The sequence below is a fragment of the Bradyrhizobium sp. CCBAU 53415 genome, from assembly GCF_028128735.1.
GTDB lineage: Bacteria > Pseudomonadota > Alphaproteobacteria > Rhizobiales > Xanthobacteraceae > Bradyrhizobium.
The window spans coordinates 26,803-52,512 of the sequence record NZ_LBJF01000020.1; the positions used below are offsets into that span (position 1 = coordinate 26,803).

Consider the following 25,710-nt stretch of genomic DNA (forward strand, 5'->3'; position numbering starts at 1 on the left):
ATGGTCGGGATGGGGCGGGCAGGCAACAGGGCAGGCGACGCTTCTGTATGGTCGGATGTTTCCTGCCGACGCCGGAATTACTTCAGCCCCAGCCGGCGCTCGACCCAGCCAAGCACGAACAGCACGAGCAACGTCACCGCGATGGTTGCTCCGACGAGCAGCCAGGCTCCCAATGCGCACGCAATGCCGAGGCCGGCCGCGATCCAGACCGTTGCGGCCGTGGTGAGGCCGTGAACCGTCTTCGCCTTGGCGTCGTGCAGGATGACGCCTGCCCCGATGAAGCCGACGCCGGTCAACACGCCGGCAACGACGCCCTGAATGACCCTGGAGATCGCATCCGGGTGGTCGCGCAGGTCCTGGAACTCGATCACCGAGATCGAAACCAGCGCGGAGCCGAGAGCCACCAGCGCCAGGGTTCGCATGCCCACCGGCTTGTCGTTCACGTCGCGGTCGATGCCGATCAGCAGCCCTGTTCCGGCCGCGACGAGAAGCCTCAGGACATCATCCAGCTCGTTCATGAAAACCCACGCGTTTCAGAAGGGGCGACGCTCGGAGCTCGTCGGATGTGATCGCGAACTTGCTGCGAAGCGCGACTCAGGTCCAAGCGTCCGTTGGTCGCATGCCCGCAGCCTCCGTCCGGGACGGGAGGCGTTACCGCCTGAAGAAGGACGACAGCGTCGATCCCGCGGACGTCGATGCTGCCTCCGGTTTCGCCGGCGCCGGCGCAGGCTGCGCCGCGGGAGCGGGCGCGGGCTCTTCGTGCTTGGATCGTTTCGAGGAGTGGCTGCGGCGGCGCTGCGGCTTTTCGGGCTTTGCGGCCGGCGCAGCTTCGGCTTGTGGCACCGCGTCCTGCTTCTTCTCCGGGCTCTTCTCTTGAACCCTGTCCTGGGTCTTCTCTTGCGCTTTTTCCTGGCCCTTCTCTTGTCCCTTTTCCTGGCCGCCACGCATCGACAGGCGCTGACCGTCGAATACGGTGGTCTCGCAATGACGGTCGTTCTCGGCGAGGCTCGCGCAGAACCTTGCGGCGACGGCGGCGTTGACCAGGGGGCCGGCCCCTAAGCGGAGCTGCATGCCGAGGCCGGTGGCGCCTTCCTTGATCATGATGATCGGCCGCAGCGCCGCGATCTCCGGATTGGACTTGGTCAGCCCGCGCCAGATCGCGCGCAGGCCGTCGATCGAGTTGGCGCCGCCGAGATCGATCGCGAAACGCGTCTGCTGGACTGCGATCGCAGAGGATTCGCTCTCGGCTGCTTCCGGTGGCTTTGGTGCTGCCGCGGCGAGATCGGCCGGAGCGGGCTTCTTCTCGGCTGCCTCGGGCTGAACCAGCTTCGATATGGCCGGATCCGTCGGCGCCACGAGCGACCTGGACGACACCGGAGGAATGGTCGGCAGCGCCGAATTCATTGCCGGCGTCTGTTGCATGAGCGAGGCGGCGGCCGCGGTCTGCGGCGGCGGGCTCGACGGCTCCTTCAGCGATTCCTTCGGACTGTCCTTCTGAGCATCCCTGGCGGCTTCGGTGCGCGGCTTCTCGCCCGCCGTGGTTGGGGTCGAGGCGACCGGCGCGACGCTGGGAGCTGCAGTCGCCGGCGCTGCGTCCTGCGGCTTCGCGTCCTGCGGCGGCGTGGCGGTTTGCCGGGCGATGGCACCGGTGACGGAATCAAGCCCTTGCTCCAGCACGGTGACGCGCGAATAGAGCCGGTCGCGATCGGTGTTCAGCGTCTCGATCGCGGCGGCAAGGCGGCGGGCCTCGTTCTGGCTCTCCTTGGTCAGCATCTGGAGCCGGTCGGCCTGCCGCGCGAGATCGGCGGAGGCAACCTGGTCGCGCCGCCAGCCCAACTGGGCCTGGTTGGCCATCACCGCAATGACGACCGCGCCCACGGCCGTCACCCCCCAGGAGCCCAGCCGCCACATCACGCGCCGGTCGAACGCGTTCTCCTCGGCCAGAAGTCCGGAGAACAGCCCGCCGGTCTCCTTGGTGCCGAAGGCATCCGCCAGTGGGTCGGAATCCTTTGCCATGAATCTTAAGTGCCCAGCCCTGTGCGGCTTCCCCGAATCAATCAGGGAACATTAACAGGAATTGCGCCCCGCACTTGAATTCCGGGCGTTTGCGGGGGTAGCAAGGCGGGAGCATCAGGGCGGTCTGCCGCCTGCCGCGCCAATCGATTCGGCCGTATCTGACAGGATTTCGATGACCGTCCGTTCCAGCCTCACGATCGTGCTCGCCGCCGGCGAAGGCACGCGCATGCGATCGAGCCTGCCGAAAGTGCTGAATCCCGTCGCACATCAGACGCTGCTCGCCCATGTGCTCGCCGCCGCACCCAAGGGAACCGGCACATCGCTCGCAGTCGTGATCGGTCCCCATCACCGGGCCGTCGCCGAGGAGGCGAGGCGCAGCCGACCCGACGCGCTCACCTTCGTGCAAAGCGAACGGCTTGGCACCGCGCATGCGGTCCTGGCGGCGCGCGAGGCGATTGCGCGGGGCGTCGATGATCTCCTGATTGCGTTCGGCGACACGCCGCTGATCTCGGCCGAGACCTTCTCGCGGCTGCGTGAACCGCTCGCCCGAGGCGCCACGATCGCCGCGCTGGGTTTTCGCGCCGCCGATCCGACCGGCTACGGCCGCTTCATCGTCGAGGGCGACCGCCTGGTCGCGATCCGCGAGCAGGCCGATGCCAGTGAAGAGGAGCGCAGGATCGATCTGTGCAATGCCGGCCTGATGGCGGTCGACGGCCGCCGCGCGCTCGAGATCCTCGATGAGATCGGCCATGCCAATTCCAAGGGCGAATATTATCTGACGGACGCAGTCGGCATCGTCCGCGAAAAGGGATGGGAGTCCGTCGTGATTGAGACCAGTGAAGACGAGGTGCGCGGCATCAACACCAAGGCACAGCTCGCCGAGGCGGAAAGCGTCATGCAGGAGCGGCTGCGCAAGGCGGCGATGGAGGCCGGCGTCACGCTGGTCGCGCCTGAGACGGTGTACCTGTCCGCCGACACCGTGTTCGGCAAGGACGTCACCATCGAGCCGTTCGTGGTCATCGGTCCGGGTGTCTCGATCGCCGACGGCGCGGTGATCCATTCCTTCTCGCACATGGTGCAGAGCTCGATTGGCAGGAACGCGTCTGTCGGTCCGTTCTCGCGCATGAGGCCGGGCAGCTCGCTCGGCGAAGGCGCCAAAATCGGCAACTTCGTGGAGACCAAGGCCGCGACTCTCGAGGCGGGAGCGAAAGCCAATCATCTCGCCTACATTGGCGATGCGATCGTCGGCGCCAAATCCAACATCGGCGCAGGCACCATCACCTGCAATTACGACGGCTTTGGCAAGCACAAGACGGTGATCGGGCAGGGCGCGTTCGTCGGCACCAACTCCTCGCTCGTCGCCCCCGTGACGATCGGCAACGGCGCCTATATCGGCTCCGGCTCGGTGATCACCCGCGACGTGCCCGACGACGCGATGGCGCTGGAGCGCAGCCAGCAGACCATTCGGGAAGGCGGCGCGACACGCTATCGGGAGATGAAGACGGGCGGCAAGGCTCTCGAAAAGAAGCCGGAGAAGTGAGCGCCGCTATTCGTCGTCCGCGAATTCGGAGAAGATCGCGCGGGTCAGGCGCCAGCCGCGCGGCTTGGCGCGCTTGACCGGCTCGCCCTGGGAATGCTTGACAAAGACGGGCTTGCTTTCCTTGCCGCGCTGGGGCGGCGGCCAATGCGCAAGGTGCGTGCCCGAGGTCTCGCTGGCGCGCACATGCAACGACGACAGGCCTTTGCGGTCGGATGAGCTTCTCATGGCCGTCTCTCCTGGGCGGGAATCGTTGGCCAAACATGTTGATAGTGAGTTAACATGAAAAGATTAAGGGCCGGCCAGATCGACGCAGGCGAGGCTCGGTGTGATCTGGCGCTGTCTCAATCAGCAATAATTATTGAGTATCTGGTTCCGTAGGAGTTTCGCTAAAACCGACCGCGTCGTTTAGGCGATTTTTCGGCGATTTGGGGGATAGTGATCCGCATGTGCGGGATTGTCGGCATTCTCGGGCGCAAGCCGGTTGCGGAGCAATTGGTGGAGTCGCTCAAACGTCTTGAATATCGCGGCTATGATTCCGCGGGCGTCGCCACGCTCGAAGGCAAGCACCTGGAGCGCCGCCGCGCCGAGGGCAAGCTGAAGAACCTGGAGAAGCGGCTCGAGGCGGAGCCATTGAAGGGTACGACCGGGATCGGTCACACCCGCTGGGCCACTCACGGCAAGCCGACCGTCAACAACGCCCATCCGCACGCGACCGAGCGCGTCGCCGTGGTCCACAACGGGATCATCGAGAATTTCCGCGAGTTGCGCGAGGAGCTCGAGACGAAGGGCACGGTGTTCCACACCGAGACCGACACCGAGATCGTGCTGCATCTCGTCGACGATTTGCTCGCGCGCGGCAACAAGCCGGTCGAGGCCGTGAAGCTGACGCTGGCGCGGCTGCGCGGCGCCTTCGCGCTCGGTTTCATTTTCGCCGGCGACGACGATCTCATGATCGGCGCCCGCAACGGTCCGCCGCTGGCGATCGGCTACGGCGACGGCGAGATGTATCTCGGCTCCGACGCCATCGCGCTCGGCCCGTTCACCGACACGATCAGCTATCTCGAAGACGGCGACTGGGTCGTGCTGACCCGCAACAGCGCGACGATCTTCGACAAGGACGGCTACGCCGTTCAGCGCGACAAGATCAGGCACGCCGCCTCGACCTCGCTGGTCGACAAGGCCAATTACCGCCACTTCATGGCGAAGGAGATCCACGAGCAGCCGGAAGTGGTCGGCCACACGCTGGCGCGCTACGTCGACATGGCGACCGAGCGCGTCTCGCTGCCGGTCGAGCTTCCGTTCGACTTCAAGACCATCCAGCGCGTCAACATCACGGCGTGCGGCACCGCGAGCTATGCCGGCTTCGTCGCAAAATACTGGTTCGAGCGCTTTGCGCGCGTACCGGTCGAGGTCGATGTTGCCTCCGAATTCCGCTACCGCGAGGCTCCCTTGCGCAAGGGCGATCTGGCCGTCTTCATCTCGCAGTCCGGCGAGACCGCCGACACCCTGGCCGCGCTGCGCTATGCCAAGGCTCAAGGCGTGCACACGGTCGCCGTCGTCAACGTGCCGACCTCCACGATCGCGCGCGAGAGCGAGACCGTGCTGCAGACGCTGGCGGGACCCGAGATCGGCGTCGCCTCGACCAAAGCCTTCACCTGCCAGCTCATGGTGCTGGCAAACCTTGCGATTGCGGCCGGCAAGGCTAGAGGCGAACTGTCCGACGAGGACGAGACCAAGCTGGTCCATGGCCTCGTCGAGGTCCCGCGCCTGATGGCAGACGCGCTCACCACCGAACTCCAGATCGAAAAGCTCGCGCACAGGATCGCCAAGTCGAGCGACGTGCTCTATCTCGGTCGCGGCACCAGCTTCCCGCTGGCGCTCGAAGGCGCGCTGAAGCTGAAGGAGATCTCCTACATCCACGCCGAAGGCTATGCGGCCGGAGAGCTCAAGCACGGACCGATCGCGCTGATCGACGAGACCATGCCTGTCGTCGTCATCGCGCCTTACGACCGGGTGTTCGAGAAGACCGTCTCGAACATGCAGGAGGTCGCCGCGCGTGGCGGCAATATCATCCTGATGACGGACGCCAAGGGCGCGGAGGAGGCGACCGTCGAGTCCCTCGTCACCATCGTCATGCCCGACATGGCGGCGGCCTTCACGCCGATGGTCTATGCCGTCCCCGTGCAGTTGCTCGCCTATCACACGGCTGTCGTCATGGGCACCGACGTCGACCAGCCTCGCAACCTCGCCAAGTCGGTGACCGTGGAATAGGCAGACGGGATATCGGTCGGTCGCAGTCTTCCAAAACCTGCTAGAAGACCCTAGCTTGTTTGCAGCGACCGACCTGGAACCCGAATGACCCCCCGCGACGACGCGCCTGCGCCCCTTGATCCCGTCCCGGAACCGCATACCGGCCTGATGGGCCGCTTCCGCAACTATTTCCTCACCGGCCTCGTCGTAACGGGCCCGATCGCAATTACCCTGTATCTGGTCTGGTGGTTCGTCACCTGGGTCGATGGCGTGGTGCGGCCGTTCGTGCCGCTGGCCTACCGGCCCGAGACCTATCTGCCCTATGGCGTGCCCGGCTGGGGACTCATTGTCGCATTCTTCACGCTGACGCTGGTCGGCTTCCTCGCGGCCAATCTGATCGGCCGGACGCTGGTCGATGTCGGCGAAACGTTCCTCGGCCGGATCCCGGCCGTCCGCGCCATCTACCGTGGCCTGAAGCAAGTGTTCGAGACGCTGTTCTCGGGTAAGGGCTCGAGCTTCCGCAAAGTCGGCCTCGTCGAGTTTCCCTCGCCGGGCATGTGGTCGATCGTGCTGATCTCGCAATCGCCGAGCGAGGACATCGCGCGCAACCTGCCGGGACAGGAGGAGCACGTCTCGGTATTCCTGCCGTGCTCGCCGAACCCGACAACCGGTTTCTTCTTCTATGTTCCGAAGAGCAAGATCATCGAGGTCGATCTCACCGCCGAGGACGCAGCCACGCTGATCATGTCGGCCGGCGTGGTGCAGCCGGGCTCGGCACCCGACCCGAAGAAGGCGGCCGCGCTGGCGGGCATGGCCAACGCCGCGCGGATTGCAAATGCCTCCACGCTTCAGCCCGAGCCTGCGAAGGTGGAGTAGGGCCATTCCCTCGCGCGATGGCCGCGTTCACGCAAGGACCCGCATCCTCTGCTAGTGTTCCGGTCGAACTGAGCGCCGCGCTCGGAATTCGACCTGGAGTGCACGATGTCCAAAACAATCGCGATCCTCGCCCCCGGCGCCATGGGCAGCGCCGTGGCCCGCCGCCTCGGCGAAAACGGCGCGCGCGTGCTGACCTCCTTGAAAGGCCGGAGCGAAGCGACGCTGAAACGGGCGGCGGACGCCGGCATGGTCGGCGCCGAGGATGACGCGATCGCAGACGCCGATATCATCCTCTCCATCGTGCCGCCGGGTGAGGCCGTGGCACTCGCCGAACGTCTCGCCGCGCTGATCGTCCGGCGCGCGAAGAAGCCGGTCGTGGTCGACTGCAATGCGGTCAATGTCGACACCGTGCAAAGAATCGAGGAGATCATCGGCTCCGCGCAGGCGCCGTTCGTCGATGCCGGCATCATCGGCTTTCCGCCGCAACGAGGTGGCAAGAGCCCGGCCTTCTACATGTCCGGCGAGCACGCCAACGACGTTGCCGTGCTGAAGGATCTCGGCCTCGACGTGCGGATTGTCAAAGGTCCGGTCGGCGCGGCGTCGGCGCTCAAAATGTCCTACGCCGGCATCGTCAAGGGCCTAGCAGGCATCGGCTCGGCCATGGTGGTCGCAGCAACGAAGGCGGGCGCGGCCGATGCGCTGCGCGACGAGCTTGCGCTGAGCCAGCCCGCGGTCCTGGCCCGGCTCGAAGTCGCGCTGCCGGACATGATCCCGAAGGCCTATCGCTGGGTCGCCGAGATGCGGGAGATTTCAGGATTCCTCGGACCCGATCATCCCGCCAGCCAGATCTACGAGGGTTTCGCGCGGTGGTTCGAGCATCTGGCGGAGGATGCCAAAGGCGACGCTATGGATGCCGCGTTGCTGAAGGCGTTTGCCGAGACGAGCAAGAAGAGGGGATGAGGGCAGTCTCCGCGAACAGAACCCGTCGAGTTGCAGATGTCTTGTCCAGATCGTCATTGCGAGCGAAGCAATCCAGCCTCTTTCCACGGAGGGATTCTGGATTGCTTCGCGGAGCCTGTCATCGGGCCGCGCTTCGCGCGGACCCGTTGGCTCGCAATGACGCGGGAGGAGACTCTGCGAGTCGCTCTGGTACCGTCTTTGTGGAAGCCTCAACCCGCGCCGATCAGCGGGATCGCTTCGTCCCGCTCGTACAGATACAGCAGGCACCGCAGCGCCTCGCCGCGTTCGCCCTTCAGCTTCGGATCGTCCTTCAGGATCCGCAGCGCCTCGTCTCTAGCCTGGGCGATCAGCTGGCCGTGCACCTCCGGGCGCGCGATGCGGTAGCCGGGCAGGCCACTCTGGCGCACACCCAGCACATCGCCTTCGCCGCGCAGCTTCAGGTCTTCCTCGGCGATGCGGAAGCCGTCGGTCGTCTCGCGGATCACTTTCAGGCGTGCCTTCGACATCTCGCCGAGCGGCTCGCCATAGAGCAGAATGCAGGTCGAGGCCTCCGAGCCGCGTCCGATGCGGCCGCGCAGCTGGTGCAGCTGGGCAAGGCCGAAGCGTTCGGCATTCTCGATCACCATGATGGTCGCGGCCGGGACGTCGACGCCGACCTCGACTACGGTGGTCGCGACCAGCAGACCGATCTCGTGGGCGGCGAACTGGCCCATAACGCGGTCCTTCTCGGTGCCTTTCATTTGCCCGTGGACGAGGCCGACACGTTCGCCAAAACGTTTTTGCAGGCTCTCGAAACGCCTGGTCGCGTTGGTCAGGTGCTCGGTGCCCTCGGCTTCGGATTCCTCGACCAGCGGGCAGATCCAGTAGACCAGCTTGCCGGTTTCGAGCGCGCGGCCGACACCGTCCATCACCTCACCGAGCCGGCTCATGGCGACGGCGCGGGTGTCGATCGGCTGGCGGCCGGCGGGCTTTTCGCGCAGCTCGCTGATGTCCATGTCGCCGAAAAAGGTCAGCACCAGCGTGCGCGGGATCGGCGTCGCGCTCAGCACCAGCACGTCGACGGCTTCGCCCTTCGACGTGAGCGCGAGGCGTTCGCGAACGCCAAAGCGGTGCTGCTCGTCGACGATGGCGAGCGCGAGATCCCTGAAGATCACATCGTCCTGGATCAGCGCATGGGTGCCGACGAGGAGGTCGATCTCGCCTGCGGCGAGCTGGCGGATGATCTCGCGCCGCTCCTTGCCCTTCTCGCGGCCGGTGAGGATGGCGACGCGCATGCCGGCGCGCTCGGCGAGCGGGGCGATGGTCTTGATGTGCTGGCGCGCCAGGATTTCGGTTGGGGCCATCAGCGCCGCCTGCTTGCCAACTTCGGCCACCGCAGCGGCGGCGAGCAACGCCACCACAGTCTTGCCCGAGCCGACATCGCCCTGTAGCAGGCGCAACATGCGCACCGGCTGCTTGAGATCGTCGGCGATGGCAGCCGCCGCACTGCGCTGCGAGGGCGTGAGCGCATAGGGCAGCGCATCGATGATCATGTTGCGCAGGTGCCCGTCGCCGGCATTGCGGACGCCGGCGGGGCGGCGCAGCTGTGCGCGGATCAGGGCGAGGGCGAGCTGGCCGGCCAGAAGCTCGTCGAAGGCGAGGCGCGACCAGAACGCCTGGTCCGGCAAGATGTCTGTGAGCTCGATCGGCTGGTGCACGCGCGTGAGCGCTTCCGCGACCGGAGGAAAATTGCAGCGTCGCATCACCTCCGGGCTGATCCATTCCGGCAGCGGCGGCAGCTTCTGCAGCGCCTGCGCGATCGCACGGCGGAGTGAGCCGAGCGCGAGGCCCTCGGTCAGCGGATAGACCGGGTCGATGCCGGAGACCTTTGCAATCGCCTCTTCGTCGAGCACGCGGTCGGGATGCACGATCTGCGGCATGCCGTCATACATTTGCAGCGTGCCGGAGACGTAGCGCTTCTCGCCGACCGGCAGCAGCTTCTCGACATAGCCGGGCTTGGCGCGGAAGAAGGTGAGCACGACATCGCCGGTGTCGTCGCTGGCGTAGACGAGATATGGCGCGCGCGCATTGCGCGGCGGAGGCGGGCGGTGGCGATCGACGGTGACCTCCAGCGTCACCATGGTTCCGACGGCCGCGTCGCGGATCTTCGGCCGGGCCCGGCGATCGATGACCTGGCTCGGCAGATGCAGCAGCAGGTCGACCAGCCGCGGCGTCTCGTTGCGGCTGAGCAGATACCGCAGCAGCTTGTCCTGCTTCGGACCGACGCCGGGCAGGCTGGTCACGGGAGCAAACAGCGGATTGAGCAGGCTGGGGCGCATTCGTGGAATCTAAGATCGTTCCTCGCCGTCATGCCCGGCTTTGTGCCGGGCATCCACGTCTTTTTTGCAGCCCCAACGTGGATGGCCGGGATAGCCCCCCGGCCATGACGGACCGGATGGGCGACCTGTCGCAACAAAGGGCTGACACGGCCACCTCGAGTGGCTATATCACCCCGGCCCGGCACGTCCGGGCTTTCTGCGTTTGACTGGATTTGAGACATGACGGGAACGACACGATCGAGCAGCGGGCTGGACGACCGCCGCAAGCGGCTTCTGTTCCGTTGCTGGCACCGCGGCACGCGCGAGATGGACCTGATCCTTGGCCGCTTCGCGGATGCCGAGATCGGCAACCTGTCCGAGCCTGAATTGACCGAGCTGGAGACCCTGCTCGAGGTCAACGATCCCGATCTCTATGCCGCCATCACCGGCGACAAGGTACTGCCAGCCGACGTTACCGGCGCGCTGTTCGCCCGCATCAAGGCGTTTCCGATCGCGGACGGCGACGTATGAAGCAGGGCATGAAATCTCCGGCCGAGCTGCTGACGCCTGGCCGCGCGGTGACGCTTGCCAATGTCGCCGAGGGCGCCGAGGGGCTGATCGTCTCCGACCTCGCGCGGGCGATCGCGGCGCGGCCGAAGAAGCCGGCCGTCAGCCTTGCCGTGGTGTGCCGCGACGGCGGACGCATGCAGCAGCTCGAGCGGGCGCTGCGTTTCTTCGCGCCGGATCTTCCGGTGCTGACCTTCCCGGCCTGGGACTGCCAGCCCTATGACCGTGTCTCGCCGCATGGCGGCATCCTGGCGCAGCGCCTGACGACGCTGGCGCGGCTCGCTTCGCTCACCGGCAGCGACAAGCCGCTGATCGTGCTGACGACCGTGAACGCCGTCGTGCAGCGCGTGCCCGCGCGCGAGCTCGTCGCGGCGCAGGCACTGTCGGTTGCGCCGGGCAACGTGGTGCCGATGGACACCGTCGTCGCCTGGCTTGAGCACAACGGCTACAACCGCTCCTCGACCGTACGCGAGCCCGGCGAATACGCTGTGCGCGGCGGCATCCTCGACCTGTTTCCGGCCGGCCTCGACCAGCCCGTGCGCTTCGACTTCTTCGGCGACAGCCTGGAATCGATCCGCTCCTTCGACGCCGAGACCCAGCGCACGCTGCTCGACATGCGCTCGCTCGACCTCGTGCCGGTCTCGGAATTCCAGCTCGTCACCGATACCATCCGCCGATTCCGCATGGGCTATGTCGCCGAGTTCGGTGCGCCCGAGCGCGACGATGCGCTCTATGAGGCCGTCAGCGAGGGCCGCCGCCATCCCGGCATGGAGCACTGGCTGCCGCTGTTCCAGGACCGCATGGACACGCTGTTCGACTATCTGCAAGGCGCGGCGGTCGCGATCGAGCCACAGGCCGAGGACGCCGTGCGCGAGCGCTTCAAGCAGATCCTCGACTATTACGAGGCCCGTCGCGAGGCGATGGAGCATCCCGGCGGCGGCGCGATCTACAAGCCGCTGCCGCCCGACCGGCTCTATTTGACCGACGAGGAATGGACCAGGCGTCTCGGCGATATCCCGCTGGCGCGGCTGACGCCATTTTCCGTGCCGACAGACGGCACTGGCGTCGTCGATGCCGGTGCGCGCAAGGGACGCGACTTCGCGCCGGAGCGTAACGACACCACCGTCAACGTGTTCGAGTCCGTGGTCAGCCACGTCATGGCGCTGCAGGCCCAGCGCAAGAAGGTCGTGATCGCGCTGTGGACCGAAGGTTCGCGCGACCGCATGAATTCGATGCTGCGTGACCACAAGCTCGCCCATACCACCAGCGTCAACAGCTGGCGGACGGTGCAGGCGACGCCGCGGAACGAGACCATGCTCGCCGTGCTCGGCCTCGAGAGCGGCTTCGAGACCGACGAGATCGCGCTGATCAGCGAGCAGGACATCTTGGGCGATCGCCTGGTGCGGCCGCGCAAGGCCAGCCGCAAGCTCGACAATTTCATCTCGGAGGTGACGAGCCTTGCCGCCGGCGACATCGTCGTCCATGTCGAGCACGGCATCGGCCGCTTCATCGGCCTGCAGACCCTGGATGTCGCCGGCGCGCCGCATGATTGTCTCGAGCTGCATTATGCCGCCGAGACCAAGCTGTTCCTCCCGGTCGAGAACATCGAGCTGCTGTCGCGCTACGGCTCGGACCAGACCACGGTCGAGCTCGATCGTCTCGGCGGTTCGGGCTGGCAGACCCGCAAGGCCAAGCTGAAGAACCGCATCCGCGAGATCGCGGGCGAGCTGATCAAGATCGCCGCCGAGCGCATGCTGCACGAGGCGCCGAAGCTGCCGGTGCAGCAGGGCCTCTATGACGAGTTCTGCGCGCGCTTCCCCTATGACGAGACCGAGGACCAGCTAGGGGCGATCGAGTCGACGCTGAAGGATCTCGAGAAGGGCCGCCCGATGGACCGGCTGATCTGCGGCGACGTCGGTTTCGGCAAGACCGAGGTCGCGCTGCGCGCCGCCTTCGCCGTTGCGCTCGATGGCAAGCAGGTCGCGGTGGTGGTGCCGACCACGCTGCTCGCCCGCCAGCACCACAGGACTTTCACTGAGCGCTTCAAGGGCTTTCCCGTGAACGTGGCGCAGGCCTCGCGCCTGATCCCGACCAAGGAGCTGAACCAGGTCAAGAAGGGTTTGGCCGACGGCTCCGTCGACATCGTCGTCGGCACCCACGCGCTGCTCGGCAAGGCGATCAAATTCCGTGACCTTGGCCTCCTCATCGTCGACGAGGAGCAGCATTTCGGCGTCAGCCACAAGGAGCGGCTGAAGGCGCTGCGGGCCGAGGTGCACGTGCTGACGCTGTCGGCGACGCCGATCCCGCGTACGCTGCAGCTGGCGCTCACCGGCGTGCGCGAACTCTCGATCATTGCCTCGCCGCCGGTCGACCGCCTCGCGGTGCGGACCTTCGTCGCCCCGCACGATCCCTTGATGATCCGCGAGGCGCTGCTGCGCGAGCGCTATCGCGGCGGCCAGGCCTTCTATGTAGTGCCGCGCATCGACGACCTCGCCGAAGTCAAGGACTTCCTCGACAAGAACGTGCCCGAGATGAAGGTCGCGGTCGCGCACGGCCAGATGCCGCCCGCCGTGATCGAGGACATCATGACCGCGTTCTACGACGGCAAGTTCGACATTCTTTTGTCGACCACCATCGTCGAATCCGGCCTCGACATCCCCAACGCCAACACGCTGATCGTGCACCGCGCCGACATGTTTGGCCTGGCCCAGCTCTATCAGCTCCGCGGCCGCGTCGGCCGTTCCAAGCTGCGGGCCTATGCGCTGTTCACGCTGCCGACGCAGCAGAAGATCACCGCGCAGGCCGAGCGCCGGCTCACCGTGCTGCAGTCGCTGGAGACGCTGGGCGCAGGCTTCCAACTTGCCTCGCACGACCTCGACATCCGCGGCGCCGGCAATCTCCTGGGCGAGGAGCAGTCCGGCCACATCAAGGAGGTCGGCTTCGAGCTGTACCAATCGATGTTGGAGGAGGCGATCGTCAACCTCAAGGCCGGCGTCTCCGAGCCCGCTGCCGACCGCTGGTCACCACAGATCACCATCGGTATGCCCGTGCTCATCCCGGAGGACTACGTCAGCGATCTCTCGGTGCGGCTGTCGCTGTACCGGCGTCTCGCCGACCTCGATACGGAGGAGGAGATCGAGAATTTCGGCGCCGAGATGCGCGACCGCTTCGGCGTGCTGCCGGACGAAGTCCGCTATCTGTTCAAGGTCGCCGCGATCAAGGCGTTCTGCCGCCGGGCCAATGTCGAGAAGATCGACGCCGGTCCGAAGGGGGCCGTCATCGCCTTCCGCGACAATTCCTTCGCCTATCCCGACCGCCTCGTGACCTTCATCCGCAGCCACGGCCAGGCCGCCAAGGTGCGGCCCGACATGAAGGTGGTGTTCCTGCAGGACTGGGAGACCCCGGAGGAGCGCCTCGCCGGCACCACCGAGATCATGCGGCAGCTTGCGCAGCTCGCCGAGAGCAAGAAGGCGGCGTAGGGCTTCAGTCTCACCACGTCATTGCGAGGAGCCCTTGCGACGAAGCAGTCCAGAATCTCTCCGCGGAGACAGCCTGGATTGCTTCGCTTCGCTCGCAATGACGTGGTCGTTGAGGTGGCTCGCTACAGACTACGACGCCGCCCTCGATGCGTCCGCCGACAGCCGCGCCAGCAATGACCTTGCCGTATCCGACGGGGCCAGCGAATCCACGCTGACCACGGGATCGCTGCGCATCTCGTGCTTCCCGTTGGAGGTGTGCCGCATCACCGCCGAGAGGCGGCGCGCGATCATGTGGGCCGTGCGGAAGTCGGTCTCCGCGAACACGACGACGACGGAGCCGTCCTTCTGTGCCGCCCCGAAATCCATCTGCCGCATCAGGCGGCTGAGGATGCGCGCGGCATCGAGCTGGGCGCGGGAGTTGCCGGGATCGAAGGCGAAGCGCGCGACCGAGAGGCCGCCGCCGCGGGCGAGCGTCTGCTCGACCGCCTTGGCAAAATCGCGGGCAAAGGCTTCCACCGTGAGCAGGCCGCTGCGTGGATCAATCCAGCCGCCGGCGTCGATTGAACGCAGCGTGCGGCTCAGCTGCGCTTCCATCGCGTGCTGGCGGATCAGCGGCAGCGCATTGGCGGCGACCTTTGCCGGCTCGCCCGGGATCAGCTCGAGATTGGGCAGGTCATACGTCTGCGTGAGCTGATGCGCGGTGACGACCACCGGCAGGCTGCGGAAGCGGGTGTCCTCCGCGAGCACCGTGAGGAAGGCATCGGTCACGCGCGCAGTAAAACCTTCGGCGAGCACGACGCCGTCGAGGTCGCGGGTGTTGAGATGTTTGGCGGCGGCCTCGATCGAGAGCGCGCCGACCACGCCGACGCGTTCACCCAGCGCGACGGAGAGCGCAGGATAGGCCGCGCCGCGACCGATCAGGAGCACGGTGGCATCGCGTGCGGGATCGCCCTCCGGCAGCGCGACCGTCACTTCCGGCAGCCGGCGCAGAACCGTTGCGTGCAGTGTGCGCACGCGTAGCGCGGCGCGGAGCCGCGCGACCAGGCGGTCGGGACTGCCGCCGCGCGAGGAGAAAGGCAGGGCGTTGTGCGGCAGCGTGTCCACCGCATCCAGGGCCACGAAGGGAAGGTAGGGCGATTGGCCGGCGATCTTCTTTGCGAGCGCCGTCACATGCGGCTCGTGTCCGGCATGCATCGCAGCGAGAACCGCGGCCGGCTGCACCTCTTCGACCGCCTGCGCCGCGCTGGCCCAGTCGGTGTCGATGACGGGAAAGAGCCGGGCCTCGTCCAGCGTCGCCACGAAGGCGGGGCGCTCGGCATCGGACACAAACAGGATCGGGCCCGTCTGGGACATCGACAAACTCTGATTACGCAACAGCTGCCGCGCAATCTAGTCTGGCCGCCTTAATGCAGCGTCAACGGATCGCGCGAAACTGTGCTCAAGCCGGCCCGGAGCGGTCGCGAAAAGCCTCGACCATCAGGGGGTTAAGCCCGAGCTCGCTGAGTGCCTCGCGGGCGCGGGCATTGTCCTGGGCCCGCCCTGCCAGCCGGTGACCCGAGAGGCGGTCGGGCAGCGCCGTGAGCAGGGCGCCCTGGCCGAGCCGGCGCGCCCATTCCTGGAGGTCGTTGGAGAGGAAACGGTAGCCGCCGACGGCCATGATGCCGGAGGGTGGCGCGGTGATGCAGATCGCGCCGCTCGCACGATCGAGCCGCGCGGCATAGCCGGTGTCGACATAGTCGCGCGGAGGCTGCGCGGTCAGCGTCTCGCCGACCGGCTGCGGCGGGGCGTAGGCCGCGATCGGCACCATCGCGCCGCGCAGGCCGAGCGTGCCCTTCGGCGTCAGCAGGATCTCGCCGGCAATGGAGGAGCCCGACTGCTCGCGCGGGGCGCCGTGCGGCCCCGGCATGACCGGCACCGGCATGCCGTCCTCGCCGCGGCGGGCGCCGAACAGTCCGGCCTCGCCGAACAGATAGACATCGGTCAGCGGAGCATGCGGCGCGATCCAGGCATCGCTCGCCGCCACCTGCTCGGGCGCGCGCCACAGGCCGATGACGTTGCGCAAGGACGGCATCCGTGCCGCGAGGTCGGAATCGCCGAGCCGCAGCGCGAGCTGGGCCGGCGCGATCAGCACCTCGCATTCATGCTCGTTGATCTGCTGCTCCAGCACCTCGCTCTCGAACGGATGATGCAGCGCCAGCGCGCCGCCCGAGAGCAGCCACACTGCGAGCGAGGAGGCCAGCCCCGCGAACGACATCGGCGCGAACCCCGCCATCACGGTCGCGCCCTGCTTGATGTCGGCTTCGAGCGACATCGCGAGGCCGCCGGCGATCAGGCTGAAATGCGGCCGCGGCACCGGCCGAAAGCCTTCGGCCGTGACGTCGAAGGAGATCATCGCCGCCTTGCGGCCGTCCTGGATCACGGCGCGCGTGGTGCCGGGCGGGCGAGCGAGCACCTCGTCGAGCGAAGCCATGCCTTCGGGCAGATTGCCGCCGAAGCCGTAGACATGTCGGATCGAGAAGGCTTCGGCGGCCGCATGCATCGCGAGGTCGGCATAGCTGACGCCGTCGACCGTGCTCATGGTGACGATGGCGCGCGCCGCGGTGCGGTTCAGCGCCGCGGTCAGCTCCGCGTGCCGCCACAGCAGCGGCAGCACCGCGACGACGAGGCCGGCGCGATGGGCGGCGAGCACGGTGAGCACGAACTCGACCGTGGCAGGCAATTGGATCGCGATGACGGAATTGGCCGGCAGGCCGGATTCGACGAAATGGGCCGACAGTGCCTCGATGGCGGTGTCGGCCTCGGCATAGCTCATCCGCCGCGGCTGGTGCCCGGTGATGCGCGCCTTGTTGACGGGATCGAGCAGAGCGGTCGCGTGCGGCTGCCGCATCAGCGTGCGCTGAAACAGCGTGTCGAGCGTCGGCGATATTGCTGGCTGGTTCACGGCGTCACTTTGCTTGATGAGCTTGCTGCCCCTTCGACCACCAGGTCTCCGGCAAATAGCCCGAGAGCGAGGTGGCCTTGGGCCGTTCTATCCGATTCCAGCGCGCGATCCATTGCTCCGATACGTTAAACAGCGGGATTGTGTAGAAGCCCGCGATCAGGGTGCGGTCGAGCGCGCGCACCGAAGAGACGAAATCCGTATGTTCACGGGCCTCGAGCAGGGCGGCGATCATGGCATCGATCGCGGGATCCCTGGCGCCCATGTAGTTGCGGGTGCCCGGATCATCCGCGGCAGCACTGCCCCAGTAGAAATATTGCTCGTTGCCGGGCGAGAGCGACTGGTCCCAGCGATTCTGGATCATGTCGAACTCGTAAGCGAGCCGGCGCTGGTCGAACTGCACGGGATCGACCGAGCGAACGGTCGGCTCGATGCCGGCGCGTTTGAGGTCGCGCTGGAACGCGAGCGCAATGCGCTCCTGGTCGCGGGTCGTGACCATGATCTCGAAGGTGAAGGGCGCCTTGGTCGCACGGTTGCGCAGCACGGTGCCCTCGAGATCGTAGCCGGCCTCCGACAGCAACTTCAGCGCCGCGCGCAGCGTCGTGCGGTCGCGCCCCGATCCGTCGGTGACCGGCAGGCGATAACTGCCATCCATGATATCGGCTGGAATCCGTGGGGCGAACGGCTTGAGCAGCTCGCGTTCGCGCGCATCCGCCGGGCGGCCATAGGCCGACAGGTCCGAGCCGGCGAAATAGCCGGCAACGCGCGAATAGAGCCCGAAGAAGTAGTTGCGGTTGACCAGCTCGAAATCGAACAGCAGCGTCAGGGCCTGGCGCACCCGGATGTCGGCGAAGATCGGACGGCGGGTGTTGAAGACCAGGAATTCGGAAGGCTGCGGCACGCCGGGCTTGATGGTGTCGCGGATCACTTCGCCGCTTCGTGCGGCTGGAAAATCGTAGCCGTCGTGCCAGCGCAGCGGCTCATGCTCGACGCGGAAATCGTAGAGGCCGCGCTTGAAGGCTTCGAACTGGCCGTTGGCCTCGCGAAAATAATCGAGCCGGATCTCGTCGAAATTGTAGAGCCCCCGGTTGATGGGCAGGTCGCGGCCCCAATAGTCGGGATTGCGGGTGAGCGTCACGCTGGCCCCCGGCTTCACCGCCGTGACCCGGTAAGGACCGGAGCCGACCGGTGCGGCCAGCGTCGTCTCCTCGAAGGTCGCGACGTCGACTGCGTGCTTCGGCAGGATCGGCATTAGGCCGAGAATCAACGGCAGCTCGCGGTCGTTGGCCCCTGCGAGGTCGAAGCGGACGGTGAGGGGATCGGTCGCCCAGGCCTCGGCAACTTTGGCGTAGTACTGTCGGTGATTGGGGCGGCCGTAGTCGCGCAGCAGCTGCCAGGAGAACAGCACGTCCTCGGCAAGCACCGGCGTACCGTCGGAGAAGCGGGCGCGGGGATCGAGGTGAAACGTGACGAAGGTCCGGCCCTCGTCGGTCTCGACGGACCTGGCGAGCAGGCCATAGAGCGTGAACGGCTCGTCCTGGCCGCGGGCCAGCAGGCTCTCGACCACGTAGCTCCGCATCTGCTGCACGGCCAAACCCCTCACGATGAAGGGATTGAGGCTGTCGAAGGTTCCGAGAATGCCCCAGGTCAAGCGACCGCCCTTGGGCGCATCGGGGTTGGCGTAGGGCATGTGGGTAAAATCGGCCGGCATCGCCGGCTTGCCGTGCATGGCGATGGCATGGGTCTCCTCGGCCCGGGCGCCGCCCGCCGAAAGTCCAGTGACCACAGCAAGGGCGAGGACGCAGAGGCGGACGCCGGAGCCCTCGAGAAGGCGCAGGAACATGAACATCGGCACACGCTGATTCGAGGACCGGCGGGCCCGAATCCTATCACAGGGAATTTGGTGGGGCGCTGGCGCCGGGCCGGCCAAAGACGGTTGTCGGCATTGATCTTTTCGTCGGCCACGTTAAGAAGGCACCCAATCGCGCAAGAGCGTCGAGCCCGTCACTTATCCGCCTCAATTGACGGGGAGAGAGCCGCGCCCAAGGCGGCCAGGTTCGGCGCTTCGGAGCGGTTCGGGCACTTCCCGTTCAGAAAGGGTTTTCCGCAATGAATTTCCGTTACTTGGCCGCGTCCGTCCGGCCGCGCGGGCGACTTCTCGCCCTGTTGACGGCGACGGTGTTGGCCGTTCCGTTTGCCGCCGAGGCTCAGACTCCTGCGCCGGCCCCGGGCGCGCACAAGGCGGCTCCGAAAGCCGCGCCGAAGGGTGCCCCCAAGGCTCCCGCACCGGCTCCGGCGCCCCAGGCCCAGCAGGCTCCCGCCCAGGGCGCGCCGGGGCAGCAGGGCGCGGCTCAGCCCGCTGACCAGCAGATCCAGCTGATCTACGCCCCCTGGACCAAATTCTGCCTCAAGGGCCAGGACGCCAATGCCAAGCAGGTCTGCTTCACCGGCAAGGACGGCCGCATCGAGTCGGGCCAGCCCGTCATCGCGGCTGTCATCATCGAGCCGGAAGGCGAGCCCAAGAAGATCCTGCGCGTGACGCTGCCGCTCGGCATGCAGCTCGTGCACGGCACCCGCATCATCGTCGACAACAATCCGCCGCTGCAGAGCCCGTATGTGATCTGCTTCCAGAACGGCTGCATGTCCGACTACGAGGCCACGCCCGAGCTCATCAACAACATGAAGAAGGGCCAGAATCTCGTTGTCCAGGCGATCAACGCCAACGGCGCACCGCTGACCCTGCCGCTGCCGCTCGCCGGCGAATTCCAGAAGGCCTATGACGGTCCGCCGACCGATCCGAAGGTGTTCGAGGAGACCCAGAAGAAGCTTCAGGAAGAGCTTCAGAAGAAGGCGGACGAGCAGCGCAAGAAGCTCGAACAGCAGGGCGGCGCCCCCGGAGCGCCTCCGACTGCGCAGAAGTGATCACATCCCAAACAAGAAAAAGGCGCTCGGTTCGAGCGCCTTTTTTGCTGTCCCGTTGCTGACGGCGAATTTCAGTTCAGCGACGGATTGCGCGGGCGGTAGCCGCCCGCCTTGTCCTTGATGAAGATCTCGGCGACCTGGGAATGCCGGACCGGCTCGCCGGAATCGTCCGGCATCAGGTTCTGCTCCGAGACATAGGCGACGTATTCCGACTCCGCGTTCTCCGCGAGCAGGTGATAGAACGGCTGGTCCTTGTGGGGCCGCACCTCCTCGGGGATCGACAGCCACCACTCCTCGGTGTTGTTGAATTCCGGATCGATGTCGAAGATCACCCCCCGGAACGAGAAGATCCGGTGGCGAACGACCTGTCCGATCTGGAATTTCGCGGTCCGCGCTTTAATCATTCCCCGTCGATAGACCAGGATTGTGGCCGATGCTAGTGCCCTCATCTGGAATTAACCTTCGTTTCCGGGGCGGATAGTCCCCAAGCCTTCAGAAAACACTTCATCAATGGTCGATATCCTCAATCTGGCGCTGCCTTATTTTGGCTTGATCTTCGTCGGTTTCGCCTGCGGCAAGGTCAAGTCCCTCCCGGAATCGGGCCTCGCCTGGATGAACTTCTTCCTGCTCTACGTGTCGCTGCCGGCGCTGCTGTTCGCGATCATGTCGAAGACGCCGTTTTCGGAATTGAACAACCCGCCCTTCCTGGTGGCGACCACGCTGTCGACGGTTGCAGCGTTCACGCTGGCGCTGGTGGTCGGCAAGGTCGTTGGCCGGCTGACATTGCGCGAGGCCACGCTCGCAGGTCTCTCCGGCGGCTACGGAAATATCGGCTACATGGGGCCCGGGCTGGCGCTCGCCGTGCTCGGAACCAAGGCTGCGGCGCCGACGGCTCTGATCTTCTGCTGTGACAGCATCTTCCTGTTCACGATCGTGCCGCTCTTGATCGAGCTCTCCGACCGCGACCATCCCTCGCTCGTCCATGCCTTCGGCGTCGTGCTGAAGCAGATCGTGCTCAATCCGCTGATCATGTCGGCCTGCTTCGGCGCAGCGGTGGCGGCGCTGCATATCGAGCTGCCCGTCGCGCTCGACCGCACCATTGCCTTCCTCCAGAACGCAGCCGCTCCGACTGCGCTGTTCGTGCTCGGAGTGACCGTGGCGCTTCGCCCATTCGATCGGGTGCCATGGGAAGTGCCGGGCGTGATCGCGGTCAAGCTCCTGATCCATCCGCTCGCAGCCTTCGGCCTGATGCTGGCGTTCGGTCCGTTCGCCCAGCCCTGGGCGGCCACCGCCGTGCTGATGGCCTCGCTGCCGCCGGCGCTGAACGTGTTCGTGATCGCCCGGCAGAACGACGCCTGGATCGAATCCGCCTCCGTGGCCGTGCTGCTCGGCACGTTTGCGTCAGTGGTCACGCTGACCAGCGTGATGTGGGCGATCCAGAGCGGGCGGCTGACGTTTCCTTAAGGTGAAACTGCTGGCGACACGAACAGTGCGCTCCCTCTCCCGCTTGCGCGTAGGGCAATCGCATTTGGACGTTCAACAGAGGTCGCTGTGGGTACTGTCGGTGCCCGCCGAGACCACACCTCATATGCGATAGCCCTGCGCTTGCGAGGGAGCGTTGGGGAGAGGGGGGTCTCTCCGCGTCGGGATCGTCAAAGACTGCAGAGAAAATCCCGACGAAGCCCTCACCCGGCGCTACGCGCCGACCTCTCCCGCGGGAGAGGCGCACCGAGCCCGCCGCGAATCCATCCACACGGCATCCAGCGCCGCCTGGTTGCTTGCCTACCGCCGCCACGTCGGCGTCAGCCCCTCGCGCATCGCAAACCGCCTGAGCGGGCCGATGGCGCCGAGCAGGTGCATACCCACGGCGCGGACCGGCTGGAGCGGCAGGAAATCGTTGAGCAGAGAGCGGTTGGCGATGTCGATCGCGAAAGTCCGGCTCAAAATGTCCGGCCGCCGCGCGCGGTCGTAGCGCTCGATGACCTCGTCCGCACCGGGATCCCGTCCCGACGCGACGGCTTCGCTCGCGAGCCGGGCAATGTCGGCGGCATCGCGCAGACCGAGATTGAGGCCCTGGGCGCCGATCGGCGGAACCACATGGGCGGCTTCGCCGACCAGCGCGATGCGGTCGCGGCCGAAGGACTTCGGTCGCTCGATCGCGAGCGGGAACAGGTTGCGCCCGGGCTCCACCGTCATGCGGCCGAGGATCGAATGCGACTGCTTCTCGATCGCGGCAGACAGTTCCTCATCGCTCGAGCCGCGAAGCCGCTCGGCTTCCGCAGGCGCCGAGACCCAGACGATGCTGGAGCGCTCACCGGGCAGGGGGACGAACACGCAGGGACCGTGCGGTGTGTGGAACTCGGTCGAGACGTTGCGATGCGGCCGGGCATGGCGGACGTTGAAGGTCAGCGCGGTCTGGTTGAGTTCGCGCCGCGTCACTGCGATGCCGGCGGCCTCGCGGCACAGCGAGTGTCGGCCGTCGGCGCCGACCACCAGGCGGACCGAGAGAAACTGACCGGAGGCCGTGCGCACCGCGACGTCGTCGGCTTCGATGACGACGTTTTCGGCCTCCTCATCGAAGCGGATGAGGTTGGGCAACTCAGTCGCGCGCTCTTCCAGCGCCAGCATCAGCGAGCGATTGTCGATGTTGTAGCCGAAGGCGTCGACGCCGATTTCGTGACAGGAGAACCGCACCTCCGGCGCGCGGAACAGCCGGCCGGTGTCGTCGACGAGGCGCATGACCTCCAGCGCCGCCGCCTTGTCCTTGCAACGCGACCAGACGTCGAGCATTTCCAGCAGGTCGATGGAGGCACCGAGCAGCGCGGTGGTGCGATTGTCGGCGTAGGGCACGCGCCGCGCGACCAGCGCGGTCCGTGCGCCCGCTCGCGCCAGTGCGATGGCCGCCGCAAGTCCCGCCGGTCCGCCGCCGATCACGGCCGCGTCATGGAGTGTCGATGCGTCTGTCATGGAACGACAAATGACACGCCCCGCGGCAAATTCAAGCCCGCTGATTTTGCCTGATTTTATGGCGAATTGCGATCGTGCGCCGCAATGGCGGATGTGCAAACCGGTCGCATTCTGATAGCAGGAACCATGGATACGCAGCAGGATTCCCTCAAGCCCAGACCGGCGATCCGCGCCGCGGCCTTCTCGGTGCACATCTTCACCGCGTTCGGCGCGGCGATCGCGCTATTGGCCATGCTGGAGGCCGTGCGCGAGCACTGGGCGGCGATGTTTCAGTGGCTGGGCGTCGCCCTGATCATCGACGCGATCGACGGGCCGATCGCGCGCCGGCTCGACGTCAAGAACGTGCAGCCGAACTGGTCGGGCGACGTGCTCGATCTCGTGGTCGACTTCGTCACCTATGTCTTCGTGCCGGCCTATGCGATCGTGGCCAGCGGCATGCTGCTGCCGGTCGCTGCTCCCTTGCTCGGCGTCGCCATCATCGTCACCAGCGCATTATATTTCGCCGATCTGCGCATGAAGGCCGACGATAATCACTTCCGCGGCTTCCCGGCACTGTGGAATGCGGCAGCGTTCTACCTGTTCCTGCTGCACTGGCCGCCGATCTGGTCGACGCTGCTGGTGGCCGCGCTCGTCGTGCTGACCTTCGTGCCGTTCCACGTGCTGCATCCGGTCCGCGTCGTGCGGTTGCGCTGGCTGACGATGTCGCTGATTGCGCTCTGGGCGGTGCTCGGCCTCTACACGCTGGCGATGGATTTTCGCGTCGGCACCGGCGTGACCGTCGTGCTCTGCGCCATCGCGCTGTGGATCAGCTTCAGCGACGCCTTGATCCGCTTCGCAAGATCCTTTGCATGATGCACCTGATCACCAGCCCCGAGGCATGGGCTGCGCAGCCGACCCTGACCTCGCTCGAGATCGCGCTCGGCATCGACAACGCCATCTTCCTGTCGGTGGGCGTCTCGCGCATCCCGGAGCAGCAGGCATACCTCTGCGTTCTGGGCGGCGGTCGAATTCTTCCACATGCTGGGCCAAGCGCAACCGCCGGAAGACCGGCAAGCGCCCGGTTCAGGCATTCCAGGCAGCGTCGAGTTGACAAGGCGGGCGCGATGCCTTTCGCTTGCCGGTGAGAAGAGGAGGTCAGGCGATGACCAAAGCCGTCCGTGTGCACCAGGTCGGAGGCCCAGAATCCCTGGTCTATGAGAGCGTCGACGTGCCGGCGCCGGGGCCCGGCGAGGTGCGCATCCGCCAGCATGCGGTCGGCCTCAACTTCATCGACGTCTATTACCGCACCGGTCTCTACAAGGCGCCGGGGCTGCCCTTCATCGCGGGCAACGAGGCCTCGGGCGAGGTCACAGCGGTCGGGCCCGGGGTGACGCATTTCCATCCCGGCGATCGGGTCGCCTACTACCACAATCTCGGCGCCTATACCGGCGAGCGCAACATTCCCTGGGAGAAGCTGGTCAAGCTGCCCGACCACATCACCTACGAGCAGGGCGCCGTCCTGATGCTGAAGGGGCTGACCGTCTGGTACCTCCTGCACAAGACTTTCAAGGTCGAGCCGCATCACCGCGTGCTGATCCATGCCGCCGCCGGCGGCATCGGCCTCCTGGCCTGCCAATGGGCGAGCGCGCTCGGCGCACATGTCATCGGCACGGTCGGCTCGCGCGAGAAGGCCGAGCTTGCGGAGGCCAATGGCTGCGATCACGTCATCCTCTACAACGAGGAGGATTTCGTCGCGCGCGTGAAGCAGATCAGCCGCAACGAGGGCTGCGACGTGGTCTATGACGGCGTCGGCAAGGCGACCTTTCCGGGCTCGCTGTCCTGCCTGAGGCCGCGCGGCATGTTCGTCTCGTTCGGCAACGCTTCGGGTCCGGTGCCGCCGTTCTCGATCGCCGAGCTCAACAATCACGGCTCGCTGTTCGCGACGCGGCCGAAGCTCAACGACTATATCGGCACGCGCAAGGAACTGCTGGAAGGCGCCGACACGCTGTTCTCCGCCGTCATCAACGGCAAGCTGCACGTGCCGATCAACCACGCCTACGCGCTGAAGGACGCCGCGCGAGCCCATGTCGATCTCGAGAGCCGCAAGACCACGGGCGCCTCGATCTTGAAGCCATAAAAGACCGGGTGCGGAATACGGCGCGCGATCCCGACAAATTCTCGGTACGGTATCAGACAGATTGTGCCTAACGCCTGATTGCGTTCACGCTTCCAGCACATCACGTTCTCGAAGTCGCCACGATTCCATCGTGATTGCGGCTTTGGGCGACTGACGTTTGGCGCGAGGGGGAGCAAGATGGCCAGCACGGCAAAGGCGGAGTTCAAGTATCCGGAAGCGTATTGCGCGCTCTGCGCGACAAGGACCCCACATCTGCACGAACGGCGTGCAGTTGCGGGGCGCATGGTGGTGCGGTCTGTCTGTCAGACGTGCAACACCGAACGACCGCAAGACGTCGGCGACAAATAAGATCGCGACCGTCGGCAGGCATGCCTTGCCGAAATGCAATGTTTGCGCCGCTCACTATGGCAGATCAGTACGTTTCCGACGAACTACGCAGCTTCATCTTGAAGCGGATCGATTCCGTGGCTCAAATCGAAGCGCTTCTTCTCATTCGATCGGACCCGCAATCGCAGTGGAGCGCAGCACGGCTTGCGAGGCGACTGTACATCAGCGAGGCGGAGGCCGCCGAAGCATTGAGCCGTCTTTGCGCCTCCGAGCTGTTGACCTGTACCGACGAAATCTACGCCCTCGATGGCGTGCCAGAGCAGAATCTCGCACTGATCGAGCAGCTTCTGGGAGTCTATTCGCGGCATCTAATCCCCGTCACGAATCTCGTCCATTCGAAACCTCGCCGCATCGGCTCATTTGCCGACGCCTTCAAATTTCGGAAGGGGTCGTGA

General features: G+C 66.1%; 20 protein-coding genes and 1 pseudogene. 12 read left to right on the top strand and 9 right to left on the bottom strand.

All coding sequences use genetic code 11. The features are described from left to right. Positions 1 to 77: 77 nt before the first annotated feature. Both XH87_RS12625 and XH87_RS12630 read right to left on the bottom strand, forming a co-directional pair. Positions 78 to 518, bottom strand: a complete 441-nt coding sequence (locus tag XH87_RS12625) for an MgtC/SapB family protein (RefSeq protein ID WP_271587519.1) — start codon at positions 516 to 518, stop codon at positions 78 to 80. A 133-nt stretch (positions 519 to 651) separates the two neighbouring features. Continuing rightward, entirely contained in the window at positions 652 to 2,016 is a 1,365-nt protein-coding gene (locus XH87_RS12630; RefSeq protein ID WP_271587520.1) for a hypothetical protein, read from the bottom strand. Between the two features lie 172 nt (positions 2,017 to 2,188). Here XH87_RS12630 and glmU point away from each other — a divergent pair, with 172 nt between their 5' ends. Further along, positions 2,189 to 3,556 (top strand): bifunctional UDP-N-acetylglucosamine diphosphorylase/glucosamine-1-phosphate N-acetyltransferase GlmU, encoded by a 1,368-nt coding sequence (glmU, locus tag XH87_RS12635; protein ID WP_271587521.1) that lies wholly within the window; start codon positions 2,189 to 2,191, stop codon positions 3,554 to 3,556. Positions 3,557 to 3,562: 6 nt separating this feature from the next. Here glmU and XH87_RS12640 read toward each other — a convergent pair whose 3' ends face one another. Beyond that, positions 3,563 to 3,781 carry a hypothetical protein gene (locus tag XH87_RS12640; RefSeq protein ID WP_035712218.1) on the bottom strand — a complete coding sequence of 73 codons (219 nt, stop codon included), beginning with the start codon at positions 3,779 to 3,781 and terminating at the stop codon, positions 3,563 to 3,565. 219 nt (positions 3,782 to 4,000) lie between these two features. On the opposite strand from XH87_RS12640, the gene glmS reads away from it, so the two are divergent. The 3 genes from glmS (at position 4,001) to XH87_RS12655 (ending at position 7,642) form a co-directional block, all read left to right on the top strand. Beyond that, complete coding sequence (gene glmS / locus XH87_RS12645; protein ID WP_271587522.1) at positions 4,001 to 5,827, top strand: glutamine--fructose-6-phosphate transaminase (isomerizing); 1,827 nt, start codon at positions 4,001 to 4,003, stop codon at positions 5,825 to 5,827. Positions 5,828 to 5,911: 84 nt separating this feature from the next. Next, entirely contained in the window at positions 5,912 to 6,682 is a 771-nt protein-coding gene (locus tag XH87_RS12650) for a DUF502 domain-containing protein (RefSeq protein WP_271587523.1), read from the top strand. A 105-nt stretch (positions 6,683 to 6,787) separates the two neighbouring features. Continuing rightward, a complete protein-coding gene (locus XH87_RS12655) occupies positions 6,788 to 7,642 on the top strand; it encodes an NAD(P)-dependent oxidoreductase (RefSeq protein ID WP_271587524.1) in 855 nt (284 codons plus the stop codon). 209 nt (positions 7,643 to 7,851) lie between these two features. Here XH87_RS12655 and recG read toward each other — a convergent pair whose 3' ends face one another. Further along, positions 7,852 to 9,960, bottom strand: a complete 2,109-nt coding sequence (gene recG, locus XH87_RS12660) for an ATP-dependent DNA helicase RecG (protein WP_271587525.1) — start codon at positions 9,958 to 9,960, stop codon at positions 7,852 to 7,854. A gap of 219 nt (positions 9,961 to 10,179) precedes the next feature. Between recG and XH87_RS12665 the strand changes: the two genes are divergently transcribed. Further along, positions 10,180 to 10,470 carry an FAD assembly factor SdhE gene (locus tag XH87_RS12665; RefSeq protein WP_271587526.1) on the top strand — a complete coding sequence of 97 codons (291 nt, stop codon included), beginning with the start codon at positions 10,180 to 10,182 and terminating at the stop codon, positions 10,468 to 10,470. Next, positions 10,467 to 13,985 (top strand): transcription-repair coupling factor, encoded by a 3,519-nt coding sequence (mfd, locus tag XH87_RS12670; RefSeq protein ID WP_271587527.1) that lies wholly within the window; start codon positions 10,467 to 10,469, stop codon positions 13,983 to 13,985. The genes XH87_RS12665 and mfd overlap by 4 nt, the downstream gene beginning before the upstream one ends. Before the next feature lie 129 nt (positions 13,986 to 14,114). On the opposite strand, the gene XH87_RS12675 is transcribed toward mfd, so the two are convergent. From XH87_RS12675 to XH87_RS12685, 3 genes are all read right to left on the bottom strand, one after another. Beyond that, positions 14,115 to 15,338 carry a GGDEF domain-containing protein gene (locus tag XH87_RS12675; RefSeq protein ID WP_271587528.1) on the bottom strand — a complete coding sequence of 408 codons (1,224 nt, stop codon included), beginning with the start codon at positions 15,336 to 15,338 and terminating at the stop codon, positions 14,115 to 14,117. A gap of 85 nt (positions 15,339 to 15,423) precedes the next feature. After that, positions 15,424 to 16,926 (bottom strand): class I adenylate-forming enzyme family protein, encoded by a 1,503-nt coding sequence (locus XH87_RS12680; protein ID WP_271587529.1) that lies wholly within the window; start codon positions 16,924 to 16,926, stop codon positions 15,424 to 15,426. 4 nt (positions 16,927 to 16,930) lie between these two features. Continuing rightward, on the bottom strand, positions 16,931 to 18,772 hold the full coding sequence (locus XH87_RS12685; protein ID WP_271587622.1) for an extracellular solute-binding protein: 1,842 nt from the start codon (positions 18,770 to 18,772) through the stop codon (positions 16,931 to 16,933). Positions 18,773 to 19,032: 260 nt separating this feature from the next. Here XH87_RS12685 and XH87_RS12690 point away from each other — a divergent pair, with 260 nt between their 5' ends. Then, positions 19,033 to 19,845, top strand: a complete 813-nt coding sequence (locus XH87_RS12690) for an invasion associated locus B family protein (protein ID WP_271587530.1) — start codon at positions 19,033 to 19,035, stop codon at positions 19,843 to 19,845. Between the two features lie 71 nt (positions 19,846 to 19,916). On the opposite strand, the gene hspQ is transcribed toward XH87_RS12690, so the two are convergent. Then, positions 19,917 to 20,249: a heat shock protein HspQ gene (gene hspQ / locus XH87_RS12695; RefSeq protein ID WP_035712243.1), complete on the bottom strand. Its 333-nt coding sequence runs from the start codon at positions 20,247 to 20,249 to the stop codon at positions 19,917 to 19,919. A 106-nt stretch (positions 20,250 to 20,355) separates the two neighbouring features. On the opposite strand from hspQ, the gene XH87_RS12700 reads away from it, so the two are divergent. After that, on the top strand, positions 20,356 to 21,309 hold the full coding sequence (locus tag XH87_RS12700; protein WP_035712245.1) for an AEC family transporter: 954 nt from the start codon (positions 20,356 to 20,358) through the stop codon (positions 21,307 to 21,309). Between the two features lie 318 nt (positions 21,310 to 21,627). Here XH87_RS12700 and XH87_RS12705 read toward each other — a convergent pair whose 3' ends face one another. Beyond that, entirely contained in the window at positions 21,628 to 22,812 is a 1,185-nt protein-coding gene (locus tag XH87_RS12705) for a UbiH/UbiF family hydroxylase (protein WP_271587531.1), read from the bottom strand. An 84-nt stretch (positions 22,813 to 22,896) separates the two neighbouring features. Here XH87_RS12705 and pcsA point away from each other — a divergent pair, with 84 nt between their 5' ends. The 4 genes and pseudogenes from pcsA to XH87_RS12725 all read left to right on the top strand — a co-directional run bounded on the left by pcsA (position 22,897) and on the right by XH87_RS12725 (position 25,710). Next, on the top strand, positions 22,897 to 23,664 hold the full coding sequence (gene pcsA / locus XH87_RS12710) for a phosphatidylcholine synthase (protein WP_442868265.1): 768 nt from the start codon (positions 22,897 to 22,899) through the stop codon (positions 23,662 to 23,664). After that, positions 23,661 to 23,795, top strand: a pseudogene (locus XH87_RS12715) (TerC family protein); the annotation flags it as partial. The gene pcsA and the pseudogene XH87_RS12715, both read left to right, overlap by 4 nt. Positions 23,796 to 23,953: 158 nt before the next feature. Next, entirely contained in the window at positions 23,954 to 24,928 is a 975-nt protein-coding gene (locus tag XH87_RS12720; RefSeq protein ID WP_035712253.1) for a quinone oxidoreductase family protein, read from the top strand. Positions 24,929 to 25,314: 386 nt separating this feature from the next. Continuing rightward, entirely contained in the window at positions 25,315 to 25,710 is a 396-nt protein-coding gene (locus XH87_RS12725; RefSeq protein ID WP_271587533.1) for a hypothetical protein, read from the top strand.

Excerpts from the sequence above, each read along its gene's own strand:
- XH87_RS12625 (WP_271587519.1), bottom strand. The coding sequence starts at position 518 with ATGAACGAGCTGGATGATGTCCTGAGGCTTCTCGTCGCGGCCGGAACA.
- XH87_RS12630 (WP_271587520.1), bottom strand. The coding sequence starts at position 2,016 with ATGGCAAAGGATTCCGACCCACTGGCGGATGCCTTCGGCACCAAGGAG.
- glmU (WP_271587521.1), top strand. The coding sequence starts at position 2,189 with ATGACCGTCCGTTCCAGCCTCACGATCGTGCTCGCCGCCGGCGAAGGC.
- XH87_RS12640 (WP_035712218.1), bottom strand. The coding sequence starts at position 3,781 with ATGAGAAGCTCATCCGACCGCAAAGGCCTGTCGTCGTTGCATGTGCGC.
- glmS (WP_271587522.1), top strand. The coding sequence starts at position 4,001 with ATGTGCGGGATTGTCGGCATTCTCGGGCGCAAGCCGGTTGCGGAGCAA.
- XH87_RS12650 (WP_271587523.1), top strand. The coding sequence starts at position 5,912 with ATGACCCCCCGCGACGACGCGCCTGCGCCCCTTGATCCCGTCCCGGAA.
- XH87_RS12655 (WP_271587524.1), top strand. The coding sequence starts at position 6,788 with ATGTCCAAAACAATCGCGATCCTCGCCCCCGGCGCCATGGGCAGCGCC.
- recG (WP_271587525.1), bottom strand. The coding sequence starts at position 9,960 with ATGCGCCCCAGCCTGCTCAATCCGCTGTTTGCTCCCGTGACCAGCCTG.
- XH87_RS12665 (WP_271587526.1), top strand. The coding sequence starts at position 10,180 with ATGACGGGAACGACACGATCGAGCAGCGGGCTGGACGACCGCCGCAAG.
- mfd (WP_271587527.1), top strand. The coding sequence starts at position 10,467 with ATGAAGCAGGGCATGAAATCTCCGGCCGAGCTGCTGACGCCTGGCCGC.
- XH87_RS12675 (WP_271587528.1), bottom strand. The coding sequence starts at position 15,338 with ATGTCCCAGACGGGCCCGATCCTGTTTGTGTCCGATGCCGAGCGCCCC.
- XH87_RS12685 (WP_271587622.1), bottom strand. The coding sequence starts at position 18,772 with ATGTTCATGTTCCTGCGCCTTCTCGAGGGCTCCGGCGTCCGCCTCTGC.
- XH87_RS12690 (WP_271587530.1), top strand. The coding sequence starts at position 19,033 with ATGAATTTCCGTTACTTGGCCGCGTCCGTCCGGCCGCGCGGGCGACTT.
- hspQ (WP_035712243.1), bottom strand. The coding sequence starts at position 20,249 with ATGATTAAAGCGCGGACCGCGAAATTCCAGATCGGACAGGTCGTTCGC.
- XH87_RS12700 (WP_035712245.1), top strand. The coding sequence starts at position 20,356 with ATGGTCGATATCCTCAATCTGGCGCTGCCTTATTTTGGCTTGATCTTC.
- XH87_RS12705 (WP_271587531.1), bottom strand. The coding sequence starts at position 22,812 with ATGACAGACGCATCGACACTCCATGACGCGGCCGTGATCGGCGGCGGA.
- pcsA (WP_442868265.1), top strand. The coding sequence starts at position 22,897 with ATGGCGGATGTGCAAACCGGTCGCATTCTGATAGCAGGAACCATGGAT.
- XH87_RS12720 (WP_035712253.1), top strand. The coding sequence starts at position 23,954 with ATGACCAAAGCCGTCCGTGTGCACCAGGTCGGAGGCCCAGAATCCCTG.
- XH87_RS12725 (WP_271587533.1), top strand. The coding sequence starts at position 25,315 with ATGTTTGCGCCGCTCACTATGGCAGATCAGTACGTTTCCGACGAACTA.